The organism is Agrococcus baldri (genome assembly GCA_900114805.1).
GTDB lineage: Bacteria > Actinomycetota > Actinomycetes > Actinomycetales > Microbacteriaceae > Agrococcus > Agrococcus baldri.
On sequence record FOZN01000002.1, the window covers coordinates 594,463 to 615,766 of the forward strand.

General features: G+C 72.9%; 25 protein-coding genes. 19 read left to right on the forward strand and 6 right to left on the reverse strand.

What is annotated here, in order from left to right; translation table 11 throughout:
• The first annotated feature begins 33 nt into the window (after positions 1-33).
• The 6 genes from BM288_RS07080 (at position 34) to BM288_RS07105 (ending at position 4,611) form a co-directional block, all read left to right on the forward strand.
• A complete protein-coding gene (locus BM288_RS07080) occupies positions 34-618 on the forward strand; it encodes a hypothetical protein (RefSeq protein WP_092917247.1) in 585 nt (194 codons plus the stop codon).
• Complete coding sequence (locus BM288_RS07085) at positions 615-875, forward strand: hypothetical protein (protein WP_092917248.1); 261 nt, start codon at positions 615-617, stop codon at positions 873-875. Before BM288_RS07080 ends, BM288_RS07085 begins: the two co-directional genes overlap by 4 nt.
• Positions 872-1,468: a hypothetical protein gene (locus BM288_RS07090; RefSeq protein WP_092917250.1), complete on the forward strand. Its 597-nt coding sequence runs from the start codon at positions 872-874 to the stop codon at positions 1,466-1,468. Before BM288_RS07085 ends, BM288_RS07090 begins: the two co-directional genes overlap by 4 nt.
• A 120-nt stretch (positions 1,469-1,588) precedes the next feature.
• Positions 1,589-2,428 carry a sulfurtransferase gene (locus BM288_RS07095; RefSeq protein WP_092917252.1) on the forward strand — a complete coding sequence of 280 codons (840 nt, stop codon included), beginning with the start codon at positions 1,589-1,591 and terminating at the stop codon, positions 2,426-2,428.
• A gap of 60 nt (positions 2,429-2,488) precedes the next feature.
• Complete coding sequence (locus tag BM288_RS07100; RefSeq protein ID WP_092917254.1) at positions 2,489-2,944, forward strand: Fur family transcriptional regulator; 456 nt, start codon at positions 2,489-2,491, stop codon at positions 2,942-2,944.
• 161 nt (positions 2,945-3,105) lie between these two features.
• Positions 3,106-4,611: a catalase gene (locus tag BM288_RS07105; RefSeq protein ID WP_092917256.1), complete on the forward strand. Its 1,506-nt coding sequence runs from the start codon at positions 3,106-3,108 to the stop codon at positions 4,609-4,611.
• Between the two features lie 148 nt (positions 4,612-4,759).
• On the opposite strand, the gene BM288_RS07110 is transcribed toward BM288_RS07105, so the two are convergent.
• The 4 genes from BM288_RS07110 to BM288_RS07125 form a co-directional block, all read right to left on the reverse strand.
• On the reverse strand, positions 4,760-5,782 hold the full coding sequence (locus BM288_RS07110; protein WP_092917258.1) for a zinc-binding dehydrogenase: 1,023 nt from the start codon (positions 5,780-5,782) through the stop codon (positions 4,760-4,762).
• Positions 5,783-5,855: 73 nt separating this feature from the next.
• Positions 5,856-6,416, reverse strand: coding sequence for a GAD-like domain-containing protein (locus BM288_RS07115; RefSeq protein ID WP_177220290.1), 561 nt, complete (start codon positions 6,414-6,416; stop codon positions 5,856-5,858).
• Between the two features lie 66 nt (positions 6,417-6,482).
• A complete protein-coding gene (gene purB, locus BM288_RS07120) occupies positions 6,483-7,862 on the reverse strand; it encodes an adenylosuccinate lyase (protein ID WP_092917262.1) in 1,380 nt (459 codons plus the stop codon).
• 9 nt (positions 7,863-7,871) lie between these two features.
• Positions 7,872-8,384 (reverse strand): low molecular weight protein-tyrosine-phosphatase, encoded by a 513-nt coding sequence (locus BM288_RS07125; RefSeq protein WP_318255389.1) that lies wholly within the window; start codon positions 8,382-8,384, stop codon positions 7,872-7,874.
• Positions 8,385-8,525: 141 nt separating this feature from the next.
• On the opposite strand from BM288_RS07125, the gene BM288_RS07130 reads away from it, so the two are divergent.
• Genes BM288_RS07130 through BM288_RS07145 form a run of 4 tightly spaced genes read left to right on the forward strand, consistent with a single transcriptional unit; the run spans position 8,526 to position 10,972 of the window.
• Positions 8,526-8,834: a hypothetical protein gene (locus tag BM288_RS07130; RefSeq protein ID WP_092917266.1), complete on the forward strand. Its 309-nt coding sequence runs from the start codon at positions 8,526-8,528 to the stop codon at positions 8,832-8,834.
• Positions 8,831-10,285 (forward strand): hypothetical protein, encoded by a 1,455-nt coding sequence (locus BM288_RS07135; protein WP_092917268.1) that lies wholly within the window; start codon positions 8,831-8,833, stop codon positions 10,283-10,285. The genes BM288_RS07130 and BM288_RS07135 overlap by 4 nt, the downstream gene beginning before the upstream one ends.
• A 57-nt stretch (positions 10,286-10,342) precedes the next feature.
• Positions 10,343-10,552: a type II toxin-antitoxin system HicA family toxin gene (locus BM288_RS07140; protein WP_092917270.1), complete on the forward strand. Its 210-nt coding sequence runs from the start codon at positions 10,343-10,345 to the stop codon at positions 10,550-10,552.
• 12 nt (positions 10,553-10,564) lie between these two features.
• Positions 10,565-10,972, forward strand: coding sequence for a hypothetical protein (locus BM288_RS07145; RefSeq protein WP_092917272.1), 408 nt, complete (start codon positions 10,565-10,567; stop codon positions 10,970-10,972).
• 42 nt (positions 10,973-11,014) lie between these two features.
• Here BM288_RS07145 and BM288_RS07150 read toward each other — a convergent pair whose 3' ends face one another.
• On the reverse strand, positions 11,015-11,419 hold the full coding sequence (locus BM288_RS07150) for a phage holin family protein (protein ID WP_092917274.1): 405 nt from the start codon (positions 11,417-11,419) through the stop codon (positions 11,015-11,017).
• A 59-nt stretch (positions 11,420-11,478) separates the two neighbouring features.
• On the opposite strand from BM288_RS07150, the gene BM288_RS07155 reads away from it, so the two are divergent.
• Genes BM288_RS07155 through BM288_RS07170 form a run of 4 tightly spaced genes read left to right on the forward strand, consistent with a single transcriptional unit; the run spans position 11,479 to position 16,080 of the window.
• Complete coding sequence (locus BM288_RS07155) at positions 11,479-12,537, forward strand: histidinol-phosphate transaminase (protein WP_092917276.1); 1,059 nt, start codon at positions 11,479-11,481, stop codon at positions 12,535-12,537.
• Complete coding sequence (locus tag BM288_RS07160; RefSeq protein ID WP_318255390.1) at positions 12,534-13,670, forward strand: thiamine pyrophosphate-dependent enzyme; 1,137 nt, start codon at positions 12,534-12,536, stop codon at positions 13,668-13,670. The genes BM288_RS07155 and BM288_RS07160 overlap by 4 nt, the downstream gene beginning before the upstream one ends.
• Positions 13,667-14,707 carry an alpha-ketoacid dehydrogenase subunit beta gene (locus BM288_RS07165; protein ID WP_318255391.1) on the forward strand — a complete coding sequence of 347 codons (1,041 nt, stop codon included), beginning with the start codon at positions 13,667-13,669 and terminating at the stop codon, positions 14,705-14,707. Before BM288_RS07160 ends, BM288_RS07165 begins: the two co-directional genes overlap by 4 nt.
• A gap of 14 nt (positions 14,708-14,721) precedes the next feature.
• Positions 14,722-16,080, forward strand: coding sequence for a dihydrolipoamide acetyltransferase family protein (locus BM288_RS07170; RefSeq protein WP_092917278.1), 1,359 nt, complete (start codon positions 14,722-14,724; stop codon positions 16,078-16,080).
• Between the two features lie 74 nt (positions 16,081-16,154).
• Here BM288_RS07170 and nadE read toward each other — a convergent pair whose 3' ends face one another.
• Positions 16,155-17,012, reverse strand: a complete 858-nt coding sequence (gene nadE / locus BM288_RS07175) for an ammonia-dependent NAD(+) synthetase (RefSeq protein WP_092917280.1) — start codon at positions 17,010-17,012, stop codon at positions 16,155-16,157.
• A gap of 118 nt (positions 17,013-17,130) precedes the next feature.
• Between nadE and BM288_RS07180 the strand changes: the two genes are divergently transcribed.
• From BM288_RS07180 to BM288_RS07200, 5 genes are read left to right on the forward strand one after another with little or no spacing between them, the layout of a single operon-like run.
• Positions 17,131-18,246 carry a metal ABC transporter substrate-binding protein gene (locus tag BM288_RS07180; RefSeq protein ID WP_177220291.1) on the forward strand — a complete coding sequence of 372 codons (1,116 nt, stop codon included), beginning with the start codon at positions 17,131-17,133 and terminating at the stop codon, positions 18,244-18,246.
• A complete protein-coding gene (locus tag BM288_RS07185) occupies positions 18,243-19,073 on the forward strand; it encodes a metal ABC transporter ATP-binding protein (RefSeq protein ID WP_092917284.1) in 831 nt (276 codons plus the stop codon). The genes BM288_RS07180 and BM288_RS07185 overlap by 4 nt, the downstream gene beginning before the upstream one ends.
• The gene (locus BM288_RS07190) at positions 19,070-19,999 is read left to right on the forward strand and encodes a metal ABC transporter permease (RefSeq protein WP_092917286.1); all 930 of its coding nucleotides are present in this window, start codon (positions 19,070-19,072) and stop codon (positions 19,997-19,999) included. Before BM288_RS07185 ends, BM288_RS07190 begins: the two co-directional genes overlap by 4 nt.
• The gene (locus BM288_RS07195; protein WP_092917288.1) at positions 19,999-20,883 is read left to right on the forward strand and encodes a metal ABC transporter permease; all 885 of its coding nucleotides are present in this window, start codon (positions 19,999-20,001) and stop codon (positions 20,881-20,883) included. Before BM288_RS07190 ends, BM288_RS07195 begins: the two co-directional genes overlap by 1 nt.
• Entirely contained in the window at positions 20,880-21,284 is a 405-nt protein-coding gene (locus BM288_RS07200; RefSeq protein WP_092917290.1) for a Fur family transcriptional regulator, read from the forward strand. Before BM288_RS07195 ends, BM288_RS07200 begins: the two co-directional genes overlap by 4 nt.
• Positions 21,285-21,304 lie beyond the last annotated feature (20 nt).

The window sequence follows — 21,304 nt, forward strand, 5'->3', positions numbered from 1 at the left end:
CCGGTACGATGGAGGGGAACCGTGAGGAGAGCCGTGACCGCCACGTCGAGCACCTCGCAGGGGCAGCAGCACTGGCACCTCCCTGCGATGCGAGCCGTCCCCGCGCTCGCGGTCGGCCTGCCGCTGCCGTTCATCCAGCTGCACGCGCCGGTCGTGGGCCTGGTCGCGCTCGCCGTGCTGCTGGCCGGCACCGCCGCCGCGCTGTGGATCGGCCGCGACCGCGTGCCGGAGGGTGCAGGCCGCTGGCCGCTGGTGGTCGCGATCTGGAGCGGCGTGGTCGCTGTGGTCGCCGCCGCGCTCGCGATCGCCGCCCCGACCGCTGCCGTGCTCGGCCTCACCGTCGCGCTCTGGGCAATCCCCACCGGCATCGTCGAGCTGCAGGGCTGGGTGCGGATGCGGTCGGTCACCGAGCCGCGCACGCACCAGCTGGCGCGCGACTGGCTCGCGGTCGGCGGGTTCACTATCCTCCTCGGCGTCGTGTTCGCCTTCCTGCGCGATCCTGTCAGCCTCGTCGGATTCCTCGGCGCCTACGCCGTCATCCTCGGCGTCTTCCATGCGGTCGCGGCCCTCTCTGCTCGCCCGGCACGCACCACCACGATCGAGCGGAGCGACGCATGAGCAACCAGAACCCATCCGGCAAGCCGACCCGGCGCCAGAAGCTGAAGCCCTTCGAGTACCTCGTCTTCGCGGCGGGCGTCGGCATCTTCATCGGCCTCATCGTGCTGATGACCGTGCGCGAGGTGGTGCTCGCGCTCATCTTCGGAGGCATCGGCTTCATCGCGGCGCTGCTGCTGGTCGCCACCCTCATGCTCACCATCAAGCCCAAGGGCCGCTCGTCGGCCGACCTCGACAAGCTCGACGGCTTCGAGCCGTGAGGCGCGCGCCGCTGCTGACTGCTGCGGCGCTGCTGCCGGTCGCGCTGCTGACCGGCTGCGGCTCGCTGACGCCGGCCGCGACGCCGCAGGGGGAGTCCGGCGCTGAGCAGCAGGCACCGGGGCAGCAGGCACCGGTCGGCCCGCACCTGGTCGCCGAGGGCCGCGTGTTCGATCCGGCCGCCGACGACGTCGATCCCGACGGCGACTGCGAGGGCGAGGCCGGTCGCACCGCCTACGAGGTCTTCGACCGGGCCGCGTGGCCGGCCCTCGACGTCACCGCAGGCGACGCCACCCTGACGTGCGGCAACGCATCCGGCGCCGGGTGGCGCCACATCGCCGATGGCCACACCGGCGACTTCGGCGAGCTCGCCGAGCTGGTGGACGCCGAGTGGGAGGACGTGGCGGTCTTCGCCATCGACCGCGCGCTCGAGCAGCCCACGCGGGTGGAGTCGTACCGCGACGACATCGTCAACTACGACGTGCTGGTCGAGTACGTCGACGGCGGCCAGGCCGAGCGCTCGTGGATGGTGACCGTCGGCGTCGGGCTCGGCAGCGGCCAGGTCATCACCTCGTTCCCCGACGAGCAGCACTGACGGCGCGCTGTTCGCGCGATCTCGAGTGCAGCACTGACGGCGCGCTGCTCGCGCGACGCTCGAGGTGGCGGCGCGCAGGCCGGGCGCGAGGTCTCGACCGCGCTCTGCCACCATGGGCGCATGCGCGATCTCGTGAGTGTCGACTGGCTGGCCGAGCACCTGCGCGAGGACGCCTTGGTGGTCGTCGATGCCTCGATGGCGCCGCCCGGCACGGACGATCCGCTGCCGACCGAGGGCATCCCCGGCGCCGTGCGCTTCGACATCGACGGCCGATTCTCGCGGCAGGATGCGGCGGATGGGCTGGGCCAGGTGGGCGTGCACGACATGCTCGCGCCGGCGGACTTCGAGCGCGAGCTGCGCGCGATCGGCCTCCGCGCGGGCGACCGGGTGGTCGCCACCGATGCGGCCGGCATCTACTCGAGCGCCCGCGCCTGGTGGATGCTGCGCGCCGCCGGCATCGACGCCGCGGTGCTCGACGGCGGCCTGCCCGCCTGGACCGAGGCGGGGCACCCGCTCGCCCCGGTTGCCGAGTCCACCGGCCGCACGGGGGACGTGACGGTGGTGTGGGATGCGTCGGCCATCGTCGATGCGGACGTCACGGCCGCGGCGCTCGCCTCGGGCCAGGCCGCGGTGCTCGACGCTCGCTCGCCGAGCCGCTACTCGGGTGCGGAGCCTGATCCCCGGGAGGGCGTGCGCGCGGGCCACATGCCCGGCGCCGTGTCGCTCCACTACGGCACGCTGGCGCCCGAGGGCCGGATGCTGCCGACCGAGGCGCTGGCGCAGCGGCTGCAGGAGGCGGCGGGGGAGCGACCGATCATCGCCAGCTGCGGCTCGGGCGTCACCGCCGCGGTGATCGCCCTCGCGGCGACGCTCGCCGGCCGGGAGGCGGCCGTCTACGACGGCTCGTGGTCGGAGTGGGGTCAGGAAGGCTCCGGCCGCCCGGTCGCCGAGGGTGACTGACGGTGGCTTCCGCACGCGTCGTTCTTTTGAATTATTCACGATAACTGCTATGGTGGAGGCATGACCGAGACCGATGTCGAGCTGCTGCGCGAGCGCGGCCTGCGCGTGACGCAGGGCCGCATCGCGGTGCTCGAGGTGCTCGAGCAGCTGCCGCACGCCGACGCCGAGCACGTGCACGCAGCGCTGATCGAGCGCGGCCACGACACCAGCGTGCAGTCGGTGCACAACGTGCTCGGCGACCTGACCGGCGCGGGCATCCTGCGCCGCTTCGAGCCCGAGCGCTCCGCCGCCCGCTACGAGCGCCGCATCGACGACAACCACCACCACGCGGTCTGCAGCAGCTGCGGGCGCGTCGAGGACGTCGACTGCGTCGTGGGCGAGGCGCCCTGCCTGCACGCGCAGGCGCCGGCCGGCTTCACCATCCAGGCGGCGAACGTCACGTTCGTCGGGCTCTGCGCCGAGTGCGCCGCAGCCGCAGCGGAGGCAGCCACCGCCACCGCAGGCGCCACCGCCTGACCCGCGGCACGTGCGCGCACCGCGCACGACCGCATCTTGCACGACCAGGGCGACGAAGCCCATCCGCCCCCGAACCCGCACCCGAGGGCCCGCGCGGCACCGCCGCGCCCGCACGCCACTGACCACACGAGCACACACACGAGACGAAGAGGACGAGGTTCATGACGACACCCACCACCAACGCCGTCGGCGCACCGATCGCCAGCGACGCCCACTCGCAGACCGTCGGACCGGACGGCGCCATCGCGCTGACCGACCACTACCTGGTCGAGAAGCTCGCCCACTTCAACCGCGAGCGCGTTCCGGAGCGCGTGGTGCACGCCAAGGGCGGCGGCGCCTTCGGCACCTTCGTGGCCACGCACGACGTGTCGCAGTACACGAGGGCGGCGCTCTTCCAGCAGGGCGTCGAGACCGACATGCTCGCGCGCTTCTCGACCGTCGCCGGCGAGCAGGGCAGCCCCGACACGTGGCGCGACCCGCGCGGCTTCGCGCTGAAGTTCTACACCAGCGAGGGCAACTACGACCTGGTCGGCAACAACACGCCCGTCTTCTTCATCCGCGACGGCATCAAGTTCCCCGACTTCATCCACTCGCAGAAGCGCCTGCCGGGCTCGAACCTGCGCGACAACGACATGCAGTGGGACTTCTGGACCAACTCGCCCGAGTCGGCGCACCAGGTGACGTGGCTGATGGGCGACCGCGGCCTGCCGAAGAGCTGGCGCTTCATGGACGGCTTCGGCTCCCACACCTACCAGTGGATCAACGCCGAAGGCGAGCGCTTCTGGGTGAAGTACCACTTCAAGAGCAACCAGGGCAACGACTACCTGCCGCAGGCCGAGGCCGACCAGCTCGCGGGCTCGGACGCCGACCACCACATCCGCGACCTCTACGAGGCGATCGAGCGCGAGGAGCACCCGAGCTGGTCGCTGCACGTGCAGGTCATGCCCTACGAGGATGCGAAGACCTACCGCTTCAACCCGTTCGACCTGACGAAGGTGTGGCCGCACGCCGACTACCCGCTCATCCCGGTCGGCACGATGACGCTCAACCGCAACCCCGAGAACTACTTCGCCGAGATCGAGCAGGCGGCGTTCTCGCCGGCCAACTTCGTGCCCGGCATCGCGGCCAGCCCCGACAAGATGCTGCAGGCGCGCATCTTCAGCTACGCCGACGCGCACCGCTACCGCATCGGCGTCAACCACACCGAGCTGCCCGTCAACCGCGCGCAGGCCGAGGTCAACAGCTACCACAAGGACGGCTCCATGCGGTACGGCTTCCGCCCGGCGTCGGCACCTGTCTACGCGCCGAACTCGTTCGGCGGACCGGCGGCGGATGCGGCTGCGGCCGGTGACGAGGCAGGGTGGCAGAACGACGGCGAGCTCGTGCGCGTCGCTCACACCCTGCACCCCGAGGACGACGACTTCGGCCAGCCCGGCACGCTCTACCGCGAGGTGTTCACCGACGCCGAGCGCGAGCGCATGATCGCGAACGTGACCGGCCACGTCGGCGCCACGCGCATCCCCGAGATCCGCGCCCGCGCCATCCAGTACTGGAAGAACGTCGACGCCGAGCTCGGCGCGCGCGTCGAGGCCGGCCTCGCGCCGATCGACGAGCCGCGCACCGTGCTCGCGGGCGAGCCGGTGCCCGAGCCCGTCGGCGCGAAGTAGCGCTCGCCGGCTTCGCCAGAGCGACCCGTTCCGGCCTCGCCGACCCGGTGCACCGGGTCGCGGCAGCCGGAACGGGTCGGCGAAGGAGCACGGCCCGCCGGGCCGCGGCACTGGCGTCGCAGGGGAGGCCCGACAGGGGCCTCCCCTCTCAAGCTCCAGGGCGCAGCAGCACCTTGACGGCTCGCCGCTCGTCCATCGCCGCGTAGGCCTCCGCGGCCTGCTCGAGCGGCAGCTCGAGGTCGAAGACGGCGGATGCGTCGAGCTCGCCCGCGAGCACGGCCGGCACCAGCTCCGGCAGGTAGCGCACCACCGGCGCCATCCCGCCGCGCAGCCCGATGTTGTTCCGGAACGCGGTGCTCCACGGCACCTCGGTGCCGTGCGGCACCCCCACGAAGCCGACCGTCGCTCCCGGGCGGGCGACGCGGAACGCGGTCAGCATCGACTCCTCGGTGCCCACGCACTCGAGCACCGCATCCGCCCCCACGCCGTCGGTCAGCGCGAGCACAGCCTCGACGGCGTCGTCGCCGCGCTCGGGCACGAGGTCGGTGGCGCCGAAGACCGTCGCGATGCGCTGCCGCTCGGGGTTGCGGCTGAGAGCGATGATGCGCTCAGCGCCCAGCCGCTGCGCCGACAGCACCCCGCACAGGCCCACGGCGCCGTCGCCGACGACCACGGCGGTCGAGCCGGGCGCGACGCCGGCCGAGACGGCCGCGTGGTAGCCGGTGGGCAGCACGTCGCTGAGCGCCAGCACCGCCGCGTGCCGCGCGGCGTCCGGTACCTCGTCGAGCACGAAGCAGGTGGCGTCGGCGTTCGTGACGCGCGTCAGCTCGGCCTGCCCGCTCGCGGTCATCGCCAGCTCGACGCAGCCCTGCGTCTGCCCGGCGAGGCAGTGCACACAGTGGCCGCAGCAGTGGTTGAAGGGCACGATGACGAAGTCGCCCTCGCGCACGCGTTCGACACTGGCGCCCACCGCCTCCACGACGCCGATCGCCTCGTGGCCGATGGTGCGGGGCGGGCTCGCGGGGTTCGCGCCGCGGTAGGGCCACAGATCGGAGCCGCAGACGCAGCCCGCGACGACGCGCACGATCGCGTCGGTGGGCCGTTCGATGGATGGGTCGGCCCAGGTCTCGACGCGGACGTCGCCGGGCGCGTGCAGGATGGTCGCTCGCATGGCTCCAGCGTGGCACGGCTCGGCAGCCCCGTCAGTGCAGGTTCGTCAGCGGGGGTTCGTCAGTGCAGTTTCGTCAGTGCAGGATCGGTCCCTGCCGGTCGAGCAGCGCCTCGATCGCAGCCAGTGCCGAGTGCAGCTCCAGCGCCTCGAGTGTCGGCGCAGCCTCGTCCGCGTGCCCCGGCAGATGCGCGAGCACCTCGTCGTACGCCGGCACGCCGAAGCGGGTCACCGCATCCGGGTACGGCGCCCAGTCGAAGGCGCGCGCCAGGTGCGCCGCCCCGTGCTTGGCCGTCAGCTGCACCAGCGTGCGCGGCCGCGAGCCGAGGCCGACGGCGCGGCGCTGGCGCAGCAGCAGCCCGGCGACCCCGCGGTCGGGCTCCCACAGCACCACGTCGGCGAGCGCCGTGACCATGATCGGCACCGCCGCGCCCTCGCCGATCATCTTGCCGAGCAGGTTGCCGACGCGCGCCTCGTAGGCGTGCGGGTCGATCAGCCGCACGAAGCCCTCGCCGAACGAGCCGTAGCCGTAGCGCTGCCAGAGCTCGACGATCTCCTCGGGCACGAGCCCCTCGTAGGCGTCGATCGTCGCCGCCTCCACCGGGGCGTGCGGCACGAAGTCGGGAATCTCGAGCACCCATCGACCGTAGCGACCGATGGACGCCGCGTGCCAGGTGCGGCCGCACCGGCCGCGGGAGCCGAGCTACGGCAGGCGGTCGACCAGCTGCGATGCCACGCCCGTGTACGTGCCGGGCGTGAGCCGGCGCAGGCGCTCCTTGGCCGCATCCGAGATGTCGAGCCCGTCGACGAAGGCGACGAGCTCCGCCTGGCCGACCTTCTGCCCGCGGGTGAGCTCCTTGAGCTGCGCGTAGGGGTCGGCGATCGACGAGCTGCCGACGAGCACCTCGGCGCGGATGACCGTCTGGATCGCCTCGGCCAGCACCTCCCAGTTGCCCTCCAGCGCGGCGTCGAGCGCGGCATCCGACACCGCGATCTCCGAGAGCCCGCGCGTCAGGTTGTCGAGCGCGAGCAGCGAGTGACCGAGGGCGACGCCGATGTTGCGCTGCGTCGACGAGTCGGTGAGGTCGCGCTGCAGGCGGCTGGTGACGAGCGTCGCCGAGAGCGACTCGAGCAGCGCAGAGGCGATCTCGAGGTTGGCCTCGGCGTTCTCGAAGCGGATCGGGTTGATCTTGTGCGGCATGGTCGACGAGCCGGTGGCGCCGGCGACCGGGATCTGCGTGAACGTGCCGAGCATGATGTACGTCCACACGTCGGTCGCAAGGTTGTGCAGGATGCGCCCGGCGTGCGAGATGGCGCCGAACAGCTCGGCCTGCCAGTCGTGCGACTCGATCTGCGTCGTGAGCGGGTTCCAGGTGAGACCCAAGTGCTCCACGAAGGCGGATGCGGTGGCCGGCCAGTCGGCGCCCGGCTCGGCCACGACGTGGGCCGAGAAGGTGCCGGTGGCGCCGGCGAACTTGCCGAGCACCTCGACATCGCCGATGCGCTTCGCCTGCCGCTCGAGCCGCCAGGCGACCACCGCGAGCTCCTTGCCGAGCGTCGTGGGGGTGGCGGGCTGGCCGTGCGTGAGCGAGAGCATCGGGCGGTCGCGCTGCTCGAGCGCCAGCGCGCGCAGCCGGTCGATGACGCCGCGGAAGGCAGGCATCCACACCTCGTCGACCGCCGACTTGATCGTGAGCGCGTAGGAGAGGTTGTTGATGTCCTCGCTCGTGCAGGCGATGTGCACCGCCTCGGCCAGGCGCGAGAGCCCCTGCTGCTCGAGCCGGTCGCGCACGAGGTACTCGACCGCCTTCACGTCGTGCCGGGTGACGGCCTCCTTCTCGGCGAGCCAGTCGATCTGCTCCTGGCCGAACCCTGCCGCCCACTGCCGCAGCGCATCCGCCTCACCGTCTTCGACCGGTGTCGCGCCGAACAGCCGGTGCTCGGCGACCCACAGCAGCCACTCCACCTCGACGTGCACGCGCGCGCGGTTGAGGCCGGCCTCCGAGAGGTGCTCGGCGAGGCCGGAGGTCTGCCGCTGGTAGCGGCCGTCGAGCGGCGAGAGGGGCTGGATGGGCAGAGGCATGGGGCTCCTTCAGGGGCGCATGGCGGGCTGGATCTGGCGGAACAGCCTGCCGACGGCGGTCTCGATCTGGTGCAGGACGGTGCCGAAGAACGCGTCCTCCGAGTAGTAGGGGTCCGGCACGTCCTGACCGGTGGCGTCGGGGTCGAACGAGAGCAGCAGCCGGATCTTCGAGTGCTGCTCGTCGGTGCGGGCGAGCGAGCGCAGCGCCCGCTCCTGGCCGCGGTCGAACGCGATCACGAGGTCGAACGAGTCGAGCCACTGCGCGCTGAACTGCTTGGCGCGGTGGGCGCTCGCCTCGTAGCCGGCGTCGGTGAGCGCGATGAGGGTGCGCGGGTCGGCGGTCTCGCCCACGTGGTACTCGCTGATGCCGGCGCTGGCGACCAGCAGCCGGTCGGCGACGCCGTGCTTCTTCGCGAGGTGCTCGAAGACCGCCTGGGCCATCGGGGAGCGGCAGATGTTGCCGGTGCAGACGAAGCAGACGCGGAAGCGCGTCGCATCGGCGAACTCCCGGTCGATGGTCACGACACCATTCTGGCGCACCGCCGCCGCGCACGCCGGTCGAGCCGCCTGGAGTGCCGCATCGAGTCCCGCTCTCCACAGCCCGCGCGTGCAGCAGCGCGGCGATGCGCGCTCCGGTGCCATCGTCCCCGCAGGAGGTGGACCATGACGATGACGGATGCGGCTGCCGCAGCCGCGCAGGCCGCCGCGGCTGCCGCGCAGCTCGAGGCGGCGCAGGCGGCGGCTCGGCGGGCGAGCGCGGTGGCGGAGGCGCACGATGCGATCCGTGCGGTGCAGCGGGCGGTGCGGGCGCTCGAGGACGCGGCAGAGCTGGTGGTGCTGCGCGGGCAGGAGGGCTGGCTCGGTCCGGCGCGCGACGCGTTCGACGCTCGCGGCGAGCGAGCGCGGTCGAGGGTGCTCGCCGAGGTCGACCAGCTGCGGCTGCTGGCCCTCGCCATCGAGGGGGCGCTGTGAGCGGGTTCAGCGGCGCTGGGGGCGCATTCGGCGCTGCGCAGGCGTGGGATCCGACGGCTACCGGTGCCGCGGTCGCGCGGCTGGGCGAGGCTCGCGAGGGGGCGAACCGTGCGGTGCTCGCCCTGCGCTCGGCACCCGATCTGGCGGTGGCACCGGCGCCCGGCGTGAGCCTGACGGGGCTCCGGGCCTGCGGCGCCGAGCTCGACGCGCGTGCGGCCGCCGCGCAGGCGCTGCAGCTCGAGCTCGAGGACCTGCAGCGCGACACGTGGCTCGCGGGCCGGTCGTATGAGTGGGCGTCGGATGCGGTGCGCGGCCTGATCGAGCAGGTGGCGGGCAGCGTCGCCTACGCGCTGGGCGCCGCGGTCCGCACCGCGGCGCTCGCGGCGGCCCCGTGGGCGGTGGCGATCGGACTGGTCGTGGTGCCGCTGGCGGCGAAGCTGCTGCTGATGCACCCGGAGCTGCTCGCGAGCCTCACCCAGCGCGCGGCGGCCGCGGGCACGAACCTCGGCCGCTTCCTGGAGGACACCTCTGCCTTCTGGGAGCGCACGGGCGAGGTGCTGATGGCGAACCCGGCGTTCACGGCCGCGCTCGCGCTCGCGATCGAGTCGAGTGACGAGGCGCTCGCGGGGCTGCTCGGCATCCCGCTCCCGCTGGCGAACAGCGTCGAGTCTCGGATCGGGGACGACGAGGTGCTGGGCCTGCTGGCGCTCTCGGCGGCGGGCGGCGCGGGGCTGCTGAGCGGCGGCGGCCGCGTGCAGGCGGTCTTCTCGCGGCCGGTGGCGCCTCCGAGCGAGCCGGTGACGGAGCCTGCGCAGGCGATGCGCATCATCCTCGAGCAGGACGAGCAGGTGACGATCGCCGAGTACGCGATGCCCGACGGCTCCACCCGCTACCAGGTGTTCGTGCGCGGCACTGAGACGGTCGCGCCCTCCGGCTCCTCCGGCCTCGACATGCGCGCGAACCTCGAGAACACCGGGGCGGCGGGCAGTCAGCTGCACGGCTCCGACGCCGCGGTCGCCGAGGCGATGCGGGAGGCGGGCATCGGGCCGGGCGACGCGGTCGACCTGTTCGGCTTCTCGCAGGGCGCCGGCGCGGTCGCGAACGTGGCGGCATCGGGCCAGTTCCGCGTCGAGAACGCGCTGCTGGTCGGAGGACCGGTCGGCGGCGCGGAGATCCCGCCGCAGACCGCGGTGCTCAGCATCGCCCACGAGGGCGACATCGTGCCGGCGCTCGACGGCTGGGCCGACGGCGAGGGCGTGCAGACGACCGTGATCGAGAGCGCCGGCGGCCACGGGAGCGGCCCGCTCGCACGGCATTCCGGAGAGGAGTACGTCGACACCCTCGATCGGCTCGACGACTTCGCGGGCGACGCCTGGCTGGCGCGCATCGAGGCGGCCACCGCCGGCGGGGAGCCGATATCCGGCGTCGGCGTGCACCTGCGGCGCCGCTAGGTCACGCAGGGCAAGACGGGACTTGCCTTGCGAGGCAAGGGGGGAGTGACTACGCTGATGAAGCCGCAGAAGACGAAGGATGTGACCAAGCACCTGCGGTCGCTCGGCTGGGTGCTCCTGCGGGACGCAAAGGGCAGCCACGAGATCTGGGGCCTGCCTGATGAGTCGGTCAAGCATCCGATTCCCGCCGGCCACAAGGAAGTATCCGGTGGGGTGCTCAGTCAGCTGAAGCGCAAGGGCGTCCCGATCCCGAGGGCCTGGCAGTAGGAGGGAGAGGCCATGATTGCCAAACGAACGCTGCGGGTGGACGCGCACCGCGAAGGCCGGTGGTGGGTGTTCGAGATGCCCGAGATCGAGGCCGGCGGCCAGGCCGCCTCGTTCGCTGAACTCGCACGGGAGGCCCAGGGCGCGGCTGCGGCCTACCTCGACGTCACCCCCGACTCCATCGACGTCGATGTGCACGTGCAGGGCCTCGACGACGCGCTCCGGACATGGGCGGACGGCGAGGCAGCCGAGGCTCGCGCCCGCGCGGCGCAAGCCGCAGCTGCAGCCCAGAAGCGCGACGCGATCGTCACGCTCACCCAGCGCTACGGGCTCAGCGCGATCGACGCCGGCAGGGTCGTCGGCATCAGCAAGCAGCGGGTCTACCAACTCATCGGCGCGAAGGGCAACCGGGAGCGTCGTTGACGACGCGCTTGCGCTCACCGCTCGCGCGGACGCCGCTTGCGCTCACCGCTCGCGCGGGCGCTCCTTGCCGAAGATCGGGCGCGTGAGGATCGTGATCAGCCAGGTGAGGAATGCGATGCAGACGGCGGCGAGCATGCCCCACCAGAAGCCGTCGACCCGGATGCCGTATCCGACCGCATCCGAGATCCAGTGCACGATCATGAGCAGGAAGGCGTTCACGAACAGCGCGACGATGCCGAGCGTGAGGATGTAGAGCGGGAACGCCACGACCCGGATGACGTTGCCGACCGTCGCGTTGACGAGCGCGAACACCAGCGCCACGCCCAGCGTCGTCACGGCGATCTGCCACCACTGCTCGCCGTAGGAGACGATGTGGATGCCGCCGACGAAGAGCGTGACGAGCCAGATCGCGATCGCAGTGAAGATCACCCGGAGCAGGAAGCGCATGCGCCGATTCTGGCACCCATATCCCCCAACAGAGGCGAGACTCGCAATAGCCTGAGGCCGTGACTGTGCGACTTCGACCCGAGATCGCTGCCGTGCCGCCGTACCAGCAGGGACGACCGGCGCCGCAGGGTGGCTTCAAGCTCTCCAGCAACGAGAACCCCTTCCCGCCGCTGCCCGCGGTGGTCGAGGCCGTGCAGGCGGAGGCCGAGCGGGTCAACCGCTACCCGCGGCCGGGTGCGCCGCAGCTCAAGGCGGCCCTCGCCGACGAGTTCGGGGTCGACACCGACCGCGTGCTGATCGGCGACGGCTCGGCCACGCTCATCCAGCAGCTCATCCACGCCGTCGCCGGCCCCGGGGACGAGGTGATCTACGCCTGGCGCTCCTTCGACGCCTACCCGCTGTTCGTCCGCACCGGCGGCGCGACGCCGATCGAGGTGCCCGTCGACGCCGCGCACGAGCACGACCTCGACGCGATGGCTGCCGCCATCACCGAGCGCACCCGCGCGGTCATCGTCTGCAGCCCCAACAACCCCACCGGCACGATCGTCGGCAAGGAGGAGCTGGACGCCTTCATCGCCCGTGTTCCCGCGGACGTCCTGATCATGCTCGATGAGGCATACATCGAGTTCGTGCGGGAGCCGACGGTCGATGGCATCGCGCTGCAGCGGCAGCACGACAACCTCGTCGTGCTGCGCACATTCTCCAAGGCGCATGGACTCGCGGGCCTCCGCGTCGGCTACGCGATCGGCCACCCGGCGATCCTCCGCGCCGCCGACCTGTGCGGGGTGCCGCTGTCGCAGACGGCACTGGCCTCCTCCGCCGCCATCGCGGCGCTCGAGAACGTCGGCGAGACCTTCGCGCGCATCGACGTGCTCGCCGATCAGCGGGACGCCCTCTGGCAGCGCCTCGTCGACGCCGGCGTGCCGGTGCCGAAGCCCCACGGCAACTTCTTCTGGATCCCCTCGCAGCCCGGCCAGGAGGAGCAGGTGCACGACATCCTGGAGGCCAACCGCATCGTCGCCAAGGTGTTCGCCGACGGCACCCGCGTCTCGGTGGGCGAGCCGGAGGCCGACGAGCACATCCTGGCTGCGGCGATCGCGATCCAGGCGATCCAGTGACGCCGCCCGCAGTGACGGGCACAGCAGCGGCGACCCAGCCCATCCGCCTCCTCGACGCAGAGGGGCGGCTGGTCGAGTCCGAGGCGAACGCGCCCTGGCACGAGCTCGCCGCACAGCTGTCGACCGAGGACCGGCTCGCGATGCACGGCGAGATGCTCCGCACCCGCCGCTTCGACATCGAGGCCGGCCACCTGCAGCGGCAGGGGAAGCTGGGCCTGTGGGTGCCGTCGATCGGCCAGGAGGGCGCGCAGGTCGGCGCCGTCTGGGCCGCCCGCGAGCAGGACACGCTCTTCCCCTCCTACCGCGAGCATCTGATCGCGCTGCATCGCGGCGCGACCATGGACCAGATCATCGACATCTTCCGCGGCGCCCGCCACGCCGGCTGGAACCCGCTCGAGACCCGCGGCATGCGCATCTACTCGCTCGTGATCGCCACCCACGCGCTGCACTCGACCGGCTACGCCATGGGCATCCGGCTCGACGGCAAGAGCGGCACGGGCGACGCGAGCACCGACGAGGCCGTGATGGCCTTCTACGGCGACGGCGCCGCCAGCCAGGGTGACGCGAGCGAGGGCCTCGTCTTCGCGGCCAGCTACGAGGCGCCGATCGTCTTCTTCGTGCAGAACAACAAGTGGGCGATCTCGGTGCCCTCCACGCGCCAGAGCCGCTTCCCGCTGCACGAGCGCGCCCGCGGCTTCGGCCTCGACGCCGCGCTCGTCGACGGCAACGACCCACTCGCATCCTTCGCGGTGACGAGGCGGATGCTCGACGCGGCCAGGCAGGGAGCCCCCGGCTACATCGAGGCAGACACGTACCGCATGGGGGCGCACACCACGAGCGACGACCCCACCCGCTACCGCACGAGCGAGGAGGAGGAGTCGTGGCGGCGCCGCGATCCCATCGCACGGCTCGCCGCGCACCTGCGCGAGCAGGGCGTCGCCGAGGCCGTGCTCGCCGAGCAGGACGTCGAAGCGACCGAGCTCGCGAGCGACCTGCGCCGCCGCACCCTCGAGGCGGCCACCGCCATCAGCGACGACATCTTCGACCACGTCTACAGCGACCCGCACCCGCTCGTGACCGAGCAGAAGCGGCAGCTGGCCGAGTTCGAGGCGAGCTTCGGAGGCGAGGCATGACCGACGCCGCACCCGAGGTGCCCGCGGCGCCGGCGCAGCCCGCCGCATCCGTCACCATGCCCATCGCGAAGGCGCTGGGCTCGGCGCTGCGCGAGGCGATGCGCGCCGACGAGAAGGTGCTGCTGATGGGCGAGGACATCGGCCCGCTGGGCGGCGTCTTCCGCATCACCGAGGGCCTGCACGCCGAGTTCGGCGGCGACCGCGTGCTCGACACCCCGCTGGCCGAGTCGGGCATCATCGGCACCGCCATCGGGCTGGCGATGCGCGGGTACCGGCCCGTGATCGAGATCCAGTTCGACGGTTTCGTCTACCCCGGCTTCGACCAGATCGTCTCGCAGCTGGCGAAGATGACCGCCCGGCACGGCGGCGCCGTGCGCATGCCGGTCGTGATCCGCATCCCCTACGGCGGCCACATCGGCGCCGTCGAGCACCACCAGGAGAGCCCGGAGGCCTACTTCGCCCACACCGCCGGTCTGCGGGTGGTCAGCCCCTCCACCGCGAACGACGCGCACTGGATGCTGCGGCAGGCGATCGCCTCCGACGACCCGGTGATCTTCCTCGAGCCCAAGGCCAAGTACTGGTCGAAGGGCGAGGTGCTGGCTGCGCCGGCCGCCGGCCTCGAGGGCGTGGGCGGGATGCACCGCGCCGTCGTCGCGCATCCGGGCACCGACGTCACGCTCATCGGGCACGGCGCCATGGTGCACGTGCTGCTGCAGGCCGCGCAGATCGCCGAGCGCGAGGGCACCTCGTGCGAGGTGATCGACCTGCGCTCGCTCTCGCCCATCGACTGGGAGCCGCTGGTCGAGTCGGCCCGCCGCACCGGCCGCGTGGTCGTCGCCCAGGAGGCGCCGGGGCACGTCTCGGTCGGCAGCGAGGTGGCCGCGACGATCGCCGAGCGCGCCTTCTACTCGCTCGAGGCGCCGGTGCTGCGGGTGTCGGGCTTCGACGCGCCGTTCCCCGCCGCCCAGCTCGAGGACATCTACCTGCCTGACGCCGACCGCGTGCTCGACGCGGTCGATCGCGCCATGGCCTACTGACGGAAGGACGCGCGATGCAGGAGTTCCGACTGCCCGATCCGGGCGAGGGCCTGACCGAGGCCGAGATCGTCGCCTGGCGCGTGCAGCCCGGCGACACCGTGCACGTCAACGACGTGCTGCTCGAGGTCGAGACGGCCAAGTCGCTCGTCGAGCTGCCCAGCCCCTTCGAGGGCACCGTCGAGGCGCTGCTGGTCGAGGAGGGGCAGACCGTCGAGGTCGGCTCGCCGATCATCCGCGTCACAGGCGGTGAGGCGGATGCCGTGGAGAGCAGCCCGAAGGAGGAGACCGAGCAGTCCCTCGAGCAGGAGGAGGGCGGCGGCGCCGTGCTCGTCGGCTACGGCGTGCGCGGAGGAGCCGAGACGCGGCGGCGGAAGCCGACGACGGTGCGGGACGCGCCGGCAGCAGAGCCAGCCCCGGCGCCCGCTGCCGACCCGGCACCCGCAGCGGCCACCGCCTCCGCCGGCCGAGCGCTCGCCAAGCCGCCGACCCGCAAGCTCGCGAAGGATCTCGGCGTCGATCTGCAGGCGCTCACCGGCACCGGCGGCGCCGGCGAGGTGACGCGCGAGGACGTCACACGTGCGGCGCAGGGCCCGCCGCAGGGGCACGGCAGGACGCGGGGCTCGCAGGCGCCGGCCCTGACGCAGCGGTCCGCGCACGCGGCGAAGGCCGAGCCGTGGACCGGCGGCCGCGAGGAGCGGATCCCGGTCAAGGGGGTGCGGAAGGCGATCGCGCAGGGCATGGCCGCGTCGGCCTTCACCGCACCGCACGCATCCGTCTTCGTCGACGTCGACGCGACTCGCACGATGGAGTTCGTCAAGCGCCTGAAGGCGTCGAGCGACTTCGAGGGCGTCAAGGTTTCGCCGCTGCTGATCGTCGCGAAGGCGGTGCTGTGGGCGATCGCGCGGTCGCCGCACATCAACTCGCGCTTCACCGACGACGAGCTGATCGTGCCCCGCTACGTGAACCTCGGCATCGCGGCCGCGACGCCGCGCGGGCTCATGGTGCCCAACATCAAGGACGCGCAGGAGCTCTCGCTGCGCGAGCTCGCGCGAGCGATCGAGGCGCTGACCGCGACGGCGCGGGAGGGTCGCACGGCGCCGGCGGACATGCAGCACGGCACCTTCACAATCACGAACATCGGCGTGTTCGGGATGGACACCGGCACGCCCATTCTGAACTCGGGCGAGGCGGGCATCCTCGCGTTCGGCTCGATCCGGCAGAAGCCGTGGGTGGTCGATGGCGAGGTGCGGCCGCGCTGGGTGACGACGGTGGGCGGCTCGTTCGACCACCGGGCGGTCGACGGCGACGTGATCAGCCGCTTCCTTGCCGACGTCGCCTCGATCCTGGAGGAGCCGGCGCTGCTGCTGGACTGATCTCAACGTGTCAGGTGCTCGTCCGGCGAGATAATCGCGCCGAAGCAGCACCTCGCACGTTGAGCGTGCGGGGCCTACTCGAACAGCGGCCCCGCCACCGGCCGCCACCAGTCGTCAGCGGGCGTGGCGGGCATCCGCCGCTTGTGGTCGGTGCGGTCGTAGCGGGCGATGATCTGCGTCGCGACCTCGTCGGCGACCGGCTCGCCGCGCAGGAACGCGTCGATCTGCTCGTACTCGAGCCCCAGCTCGGCCTCGTCGGTCTGGCCTGGCTTGCCGTCCAGCAGGTCGGCGGTCGGCGGCTTCTGCCACAGCCGCTCGGCGGCGCCGAGCTCGCGCAGCAGCTCCTTGCCCTGCCCCTTCGTCAGCCCCGCCAGCGGCAGCACATCGGCCCCGCCGTCGCCGTACTTCGTGTAGAAGCCGGTGATGCCCTCGGCGGCGTGATCGGTGCCGATGACGAGCAGCCCCAGCTGGCCGCCGATGGCGTACTGCGCCACCATCCGCGCCCGGGCCTTCACGTTGCCCTTGTGGTAGTCGCTCACCTCGCCGATCGCAGCCTCGACCGCGGCCTCGAGCGCGTCGACGCCGGGCTTGACGTCGACGGTCACCTCTCGGTCGGCACCGATGAAGTCGAGGGCGAGCTGCGCATCCGCCTCGTCCGCCTGCACGCCGTACGGCAGTCGCACCGCGACGAAGCTCGCCTCTCGCCCCTCCTCGCGCACCCGCTCGACCGCGAGCTGCGCGAGGCGCCCGGCGAGCGTCGAGTCCTGCCCGCCCGAGATGCCCAGCACGAAGCCCTTCGAGCCGGCGGCCCCGAGGTAGTCGACCAGGAAGCGGATGCGTCGCTCGAGCTCCGCGGGCGGGTCGATGTGCGGTCGTGCGTCGAGCGCCGCGATGATCGCCGACTGCCGGGTGCCGTTGGGGATGGTCGCCATGGCTGGAGCCTACGCGCGCTACCTGGTGCCCGGAGCGCAGGCCGAGATTGACAATCGTTCTCAACAAGCCGTAGCGTTCTTCTGCGCGGCAGGTCGTCGCGCTGGACAAGGACTCTCCATGCGGATCATGCCCGCTCTCGGCGCTCTCGGCGCCATCTCCCTCGCGCTGACCGGATGCGCCGGCACGGCCGGGGGGGCCGACCCGGCCGACGATCGGCTGCAGATCGTCGTCACCACGACGCAGCTCGCCGACGTCACGCGCGAGCTGGTCGGCGACGCGGCGGAGGTCACGAGCCTCCTGCGGCCGGGCGCCTCGGCGCACGCCTTCGACCCCGGGCCCACCGCGCTCACGGCGCTCGCGGACGCCGACCTGCTCGTCATCAGCGGCGCGGGGCTCGAGACCTGGCTCGACGGCACGGTCGAGGCATCCGGCTTCGACGGCACACTCGTCGACACCTCCGAGGGACTCGAGCTGATCGCCGCCGGCGACGACCCGCACGCGGGACACGACCACGGCGACGAGCACGATCACGAGCACGAGGGGGAGACGGCGGAAGAGCACGCCGAGCACGCGCACGAGCACGAGGGGGAGACCGCCGAGGAGCACGCCGAGCACGCAGACGGGGCCGAGCACGCCGAGGAGGGCCACGAGGGCCACGACCACGGCGAGTTCGACCCGCACGTGTGGACCGACCCCGCCAACGTGATCCTGCAGGCGCAGGCCATCGTCGACGCCGTGACCGCAGCCGACCCCGATGCCGACATCGACGCATCCGCCTCTGCCTACCTCGGGCAGCTGGCCGAGCTGGACGAGTGGATGCGCGGCTCGATCGACCGGGTCCCGGTGGCCGAGCGGCTGGTGGTCACCACCCACGACACCTTCGGCTACCTCGAGCGCGCCTTCGACGTGCAGGTGGTCGGCACGGTGCTGCCGAGCCTCGACGACAGCGCCGGCGCGAGCGCCGCGCACATCGACGAGCTGGTCGCCGAGATCCGCGCGACGGACACGCGGGTGGTCTTCAGCGAGAACGCCATCGACCCGCAGCTGGCGGCCACCATCGCGCGCGAGGCGGGCGTCGAGCTGCGACAGGGGGCGGATGCGCTGGCCGCCGACGCCCTGGGCGCGGCCGGGAGCGACACGGGCACCTACATCGACGCGCAGATCCACAACACCACCGCGATGGTCACCGCCTGGGGCGCAGAGCCGCTGCCGGTGCCAGAATCGCTGGCATGAGCGAGCAGCGCGACGCGGTCGTCGAGATCCAGGGCGGCGCGTTCGGCTACGGGGGCGCGCCGGTGCTGACCGGCGTCACGTTCGCGGTGCAGCCGGGAGAGGCGGTCGCGCTCATCGGCCCGAACGGCGCCGGCAAGTCGACGCTGCTGGCCGGCATCCTCGGGCTCGCGCAGCACCGGGCCGAGCGCTTCCGCGTGCCGACCGGCAAGGGCGAGATCGGCACGCTGTCGCAGTCGAGCGCCATCGACGCCGCGTTCCCGGTCACGCTCGAGCAGGTGGTCGCGATGGGCCGCACGCCCCGGCTCGGGCTGCGCTGGCCCGGCAGCGGCGACCGCGCCGTCGTCGCGGATGCGCTCGCGGCGGTCGGCCTCACCGAGCACCGCCGCACTCGCTTCGGCGACCTCTCCGGCGGCCAGCGCCAGCGCGGGCTGCTCGCCAGGGCGCTCGCGAGCGAGCCGCGCCTGCTGCTGCTCGACGAGCCCTTCAACGGGCTCGACCAGCCATCGCGCGATGCGCTCATCGAGACGATCCGCACGCTCAAGGCGCGCGGCGTCGCGCTGCTCATCACCACCCACGACCTCGAGCTCGCGCGCGCCGTCTGCGACCGCACGCTGCTCGTCAACCAGCGCCAGATCGCCTTCGACGACACCGACTGCGTGCTCACGCTCGAGCAGGTCGAGGCCGCCTTCGCCTCGCACGTGATGGAGATCGACGGCCACACGCTCGCCACCACCGAGCACCACGCCGCCGAGTTCCCGGAGCACCGGCACCCCTTCGGCGACGACCAGCTGGGCGAGCCGGCCGGCGAGCGCGACGAGGCCCGATGACCGCCGCCCTGCTCGGGCAGGCGCAACTGGTCGGGCACGCGCAGCTGGTCGACCCGTTCACCCCCTTCGCGGCGCCCTTCCTCGGCCGGCCGCTGCTGCTGCTGCTCGCGCTCGCGGTGGCCGCCGGCACGGTCGGCGTGCTCGTGCACCTGCGCAGGCTGGAGTTCTCGACCGACGGCCTCACGCACGCGGTCTTCCCGGGGCTCGCGATCGGCGCGGCGCTCGGCGGCACCGCCGGGCTGCTGCCGGGCGCGATCGGCGCGGCGCTCGCGGCCGCGGTGGTGCTCGCGCTCATCTCCCGCCGCGGGCAGCCGCGCGACACGGCCGTCGCGATCGTCCTGACCACCTTCTTCTCCTTCGGCGTCGTGCTCGTCTCGCTCTCCCGCGGCTCCGGCGGCAGCATCTCCGACTTCTTCTTCGGCCGCCTCCTCACCATCACCTGGGGCGACCTCGGGGTCGCGCTGACGCTCATCGCGATCGCGGTGGCACTCATCGTCGTCACTGCCCGGCAGCAGCTCTTCGCCGCCTTCGACGCCGCCGGCGCGCGCCGCGCGGGCCTGCCGGTGCTCGCCCTCGAGGTCGTCGGCACGGTCGCCATCGCGCTCGTCGTGGTCGCCGCATCCGCGTCGGTCGGCACGCTGCTGGCGCTGGCCGTGGTGATCGTGCCCGCCGCCGCCGCGCGCGCGCTCACCCGGTCGCTGCCGACGGCCATCGCCCTCTCGATCGCGTTCGGCGCCGTCACCGGCTGGATGGGCCTCTGGCTCGTGGTGCAGCTGGCGCAGTCGGGGGTGGATGCGGCCCCCGGCGCGACCGTGGCCCTCACGATGATCGCGGGGTACCTCGTGGCGCTCGGCGTCGGCGCGCTGCGCGGGCGACGGGCCGCCGGCACGGCCGCGATCGCGGTCGACGGAGGGGCGGCGCGCTGATGGGGCTGGACTTCACGGCGCTCGACTTCTTCCAGCTCGCGATGCTCGAGGTCGTCCTCGCCGGTGCGCTCGCCGGCGTGGTCGGCGTGCTGGTGGTGCTGCGCGAGCGCGCCTTCTTCACCATGTCGCTCACGCACGCGACCTTCCCGGGTGCCGTCGCGGCCGCCATCCTCGGCGTCTCCATCCCGCTCGGCGCCGCGATCGCCGCCGTCGCGCTCATCGGGGTGGCCGTCGGCATCGGCCGCATCCGCTCGCAGGGGCCGGCCGTCGCCTCCGGCGTCATGCTCACCGCCGGCTTCGCGCTCGGCGCCTTCCTGCAGTCGGTGACGCCGCTCGCGATCGACGTCGAGTCGTTCCTGGTCGGCCAGGTGCTGGCCGTCACCGGCAGCGACATCGCGCTCACGGCGCTCGTGCTCACCGCGGCGCTCGCGGTCTGGGCGCTCGCCGGCCGGCACCTCATCTTCTCCAGCGTCGACGAGGCGGGCTACCGACGGGCAGGGCTCGCGCCCTGGCTGCCGGAGACCCTCGCGCTCGCCGTCATCGCCGGCACCGTCGTGGCGATCATGCCGGTGGTCGGCGCCATCCTGGGCGTCGCACTGATCGTCGCGCCCGCCGCAGCCGCCCGCCTGCTGGTGCGCGACTGGCGGTGGATGCTCGTGCTCGCCCCCGCCATCGGGGTCGCCTCGGGCGTGCTCGGGCTCTGGGCCTCGCGCTGGCTCGACGTCGCCGCGGGCGGGGCGATCGCGCTGGTCGCCGCGGCCGCCTACGGCCTGGCCTGGCTGGTGGGCTCGCTCCGCGCGCGGCCGGCTGGCGCCGCGCGCGTCGCCAGCGCCGAGCAGCGCGATCCCGCCGCGCATGCGACGATCGAGAAGAGGCACCCATGACCGCAGACGACATCGCTCCCCGCCGCACCACCCGGCAGCGCGAAGCCGTGCGCGAAGCGCTCGGCGCCAGCGAGGAGTTCGTCTCGGCGCAGTCGCTGCACCAGTCGCTGCGCGCCGGCGGCTCGACCGTCGGGCTCGCGACCGTCTACCGGGCGCTCGCCGCGCTGGCCGAGGACGGGGAGGCGGATGCGCTGCAGTCCGGCGGCGAGGTGCTCTACCGCGCCTGCACCCCCACGCATCACCATCACCTCATCTGCCGCAGCTGCGGTCGCACGGTCGAGCTCGAGGCCGCCGCGGTCGAGCGCTGGGCCGGCCAGGTCGCCGCGGAGCACGGCTTCGTCGAGCTCGAGCACACCGTCGACATCTTCGGCCTGTGCGGCGAGTGCGCCGCCGAGCGCTGACTCTCCACAGCCGGTCGGCG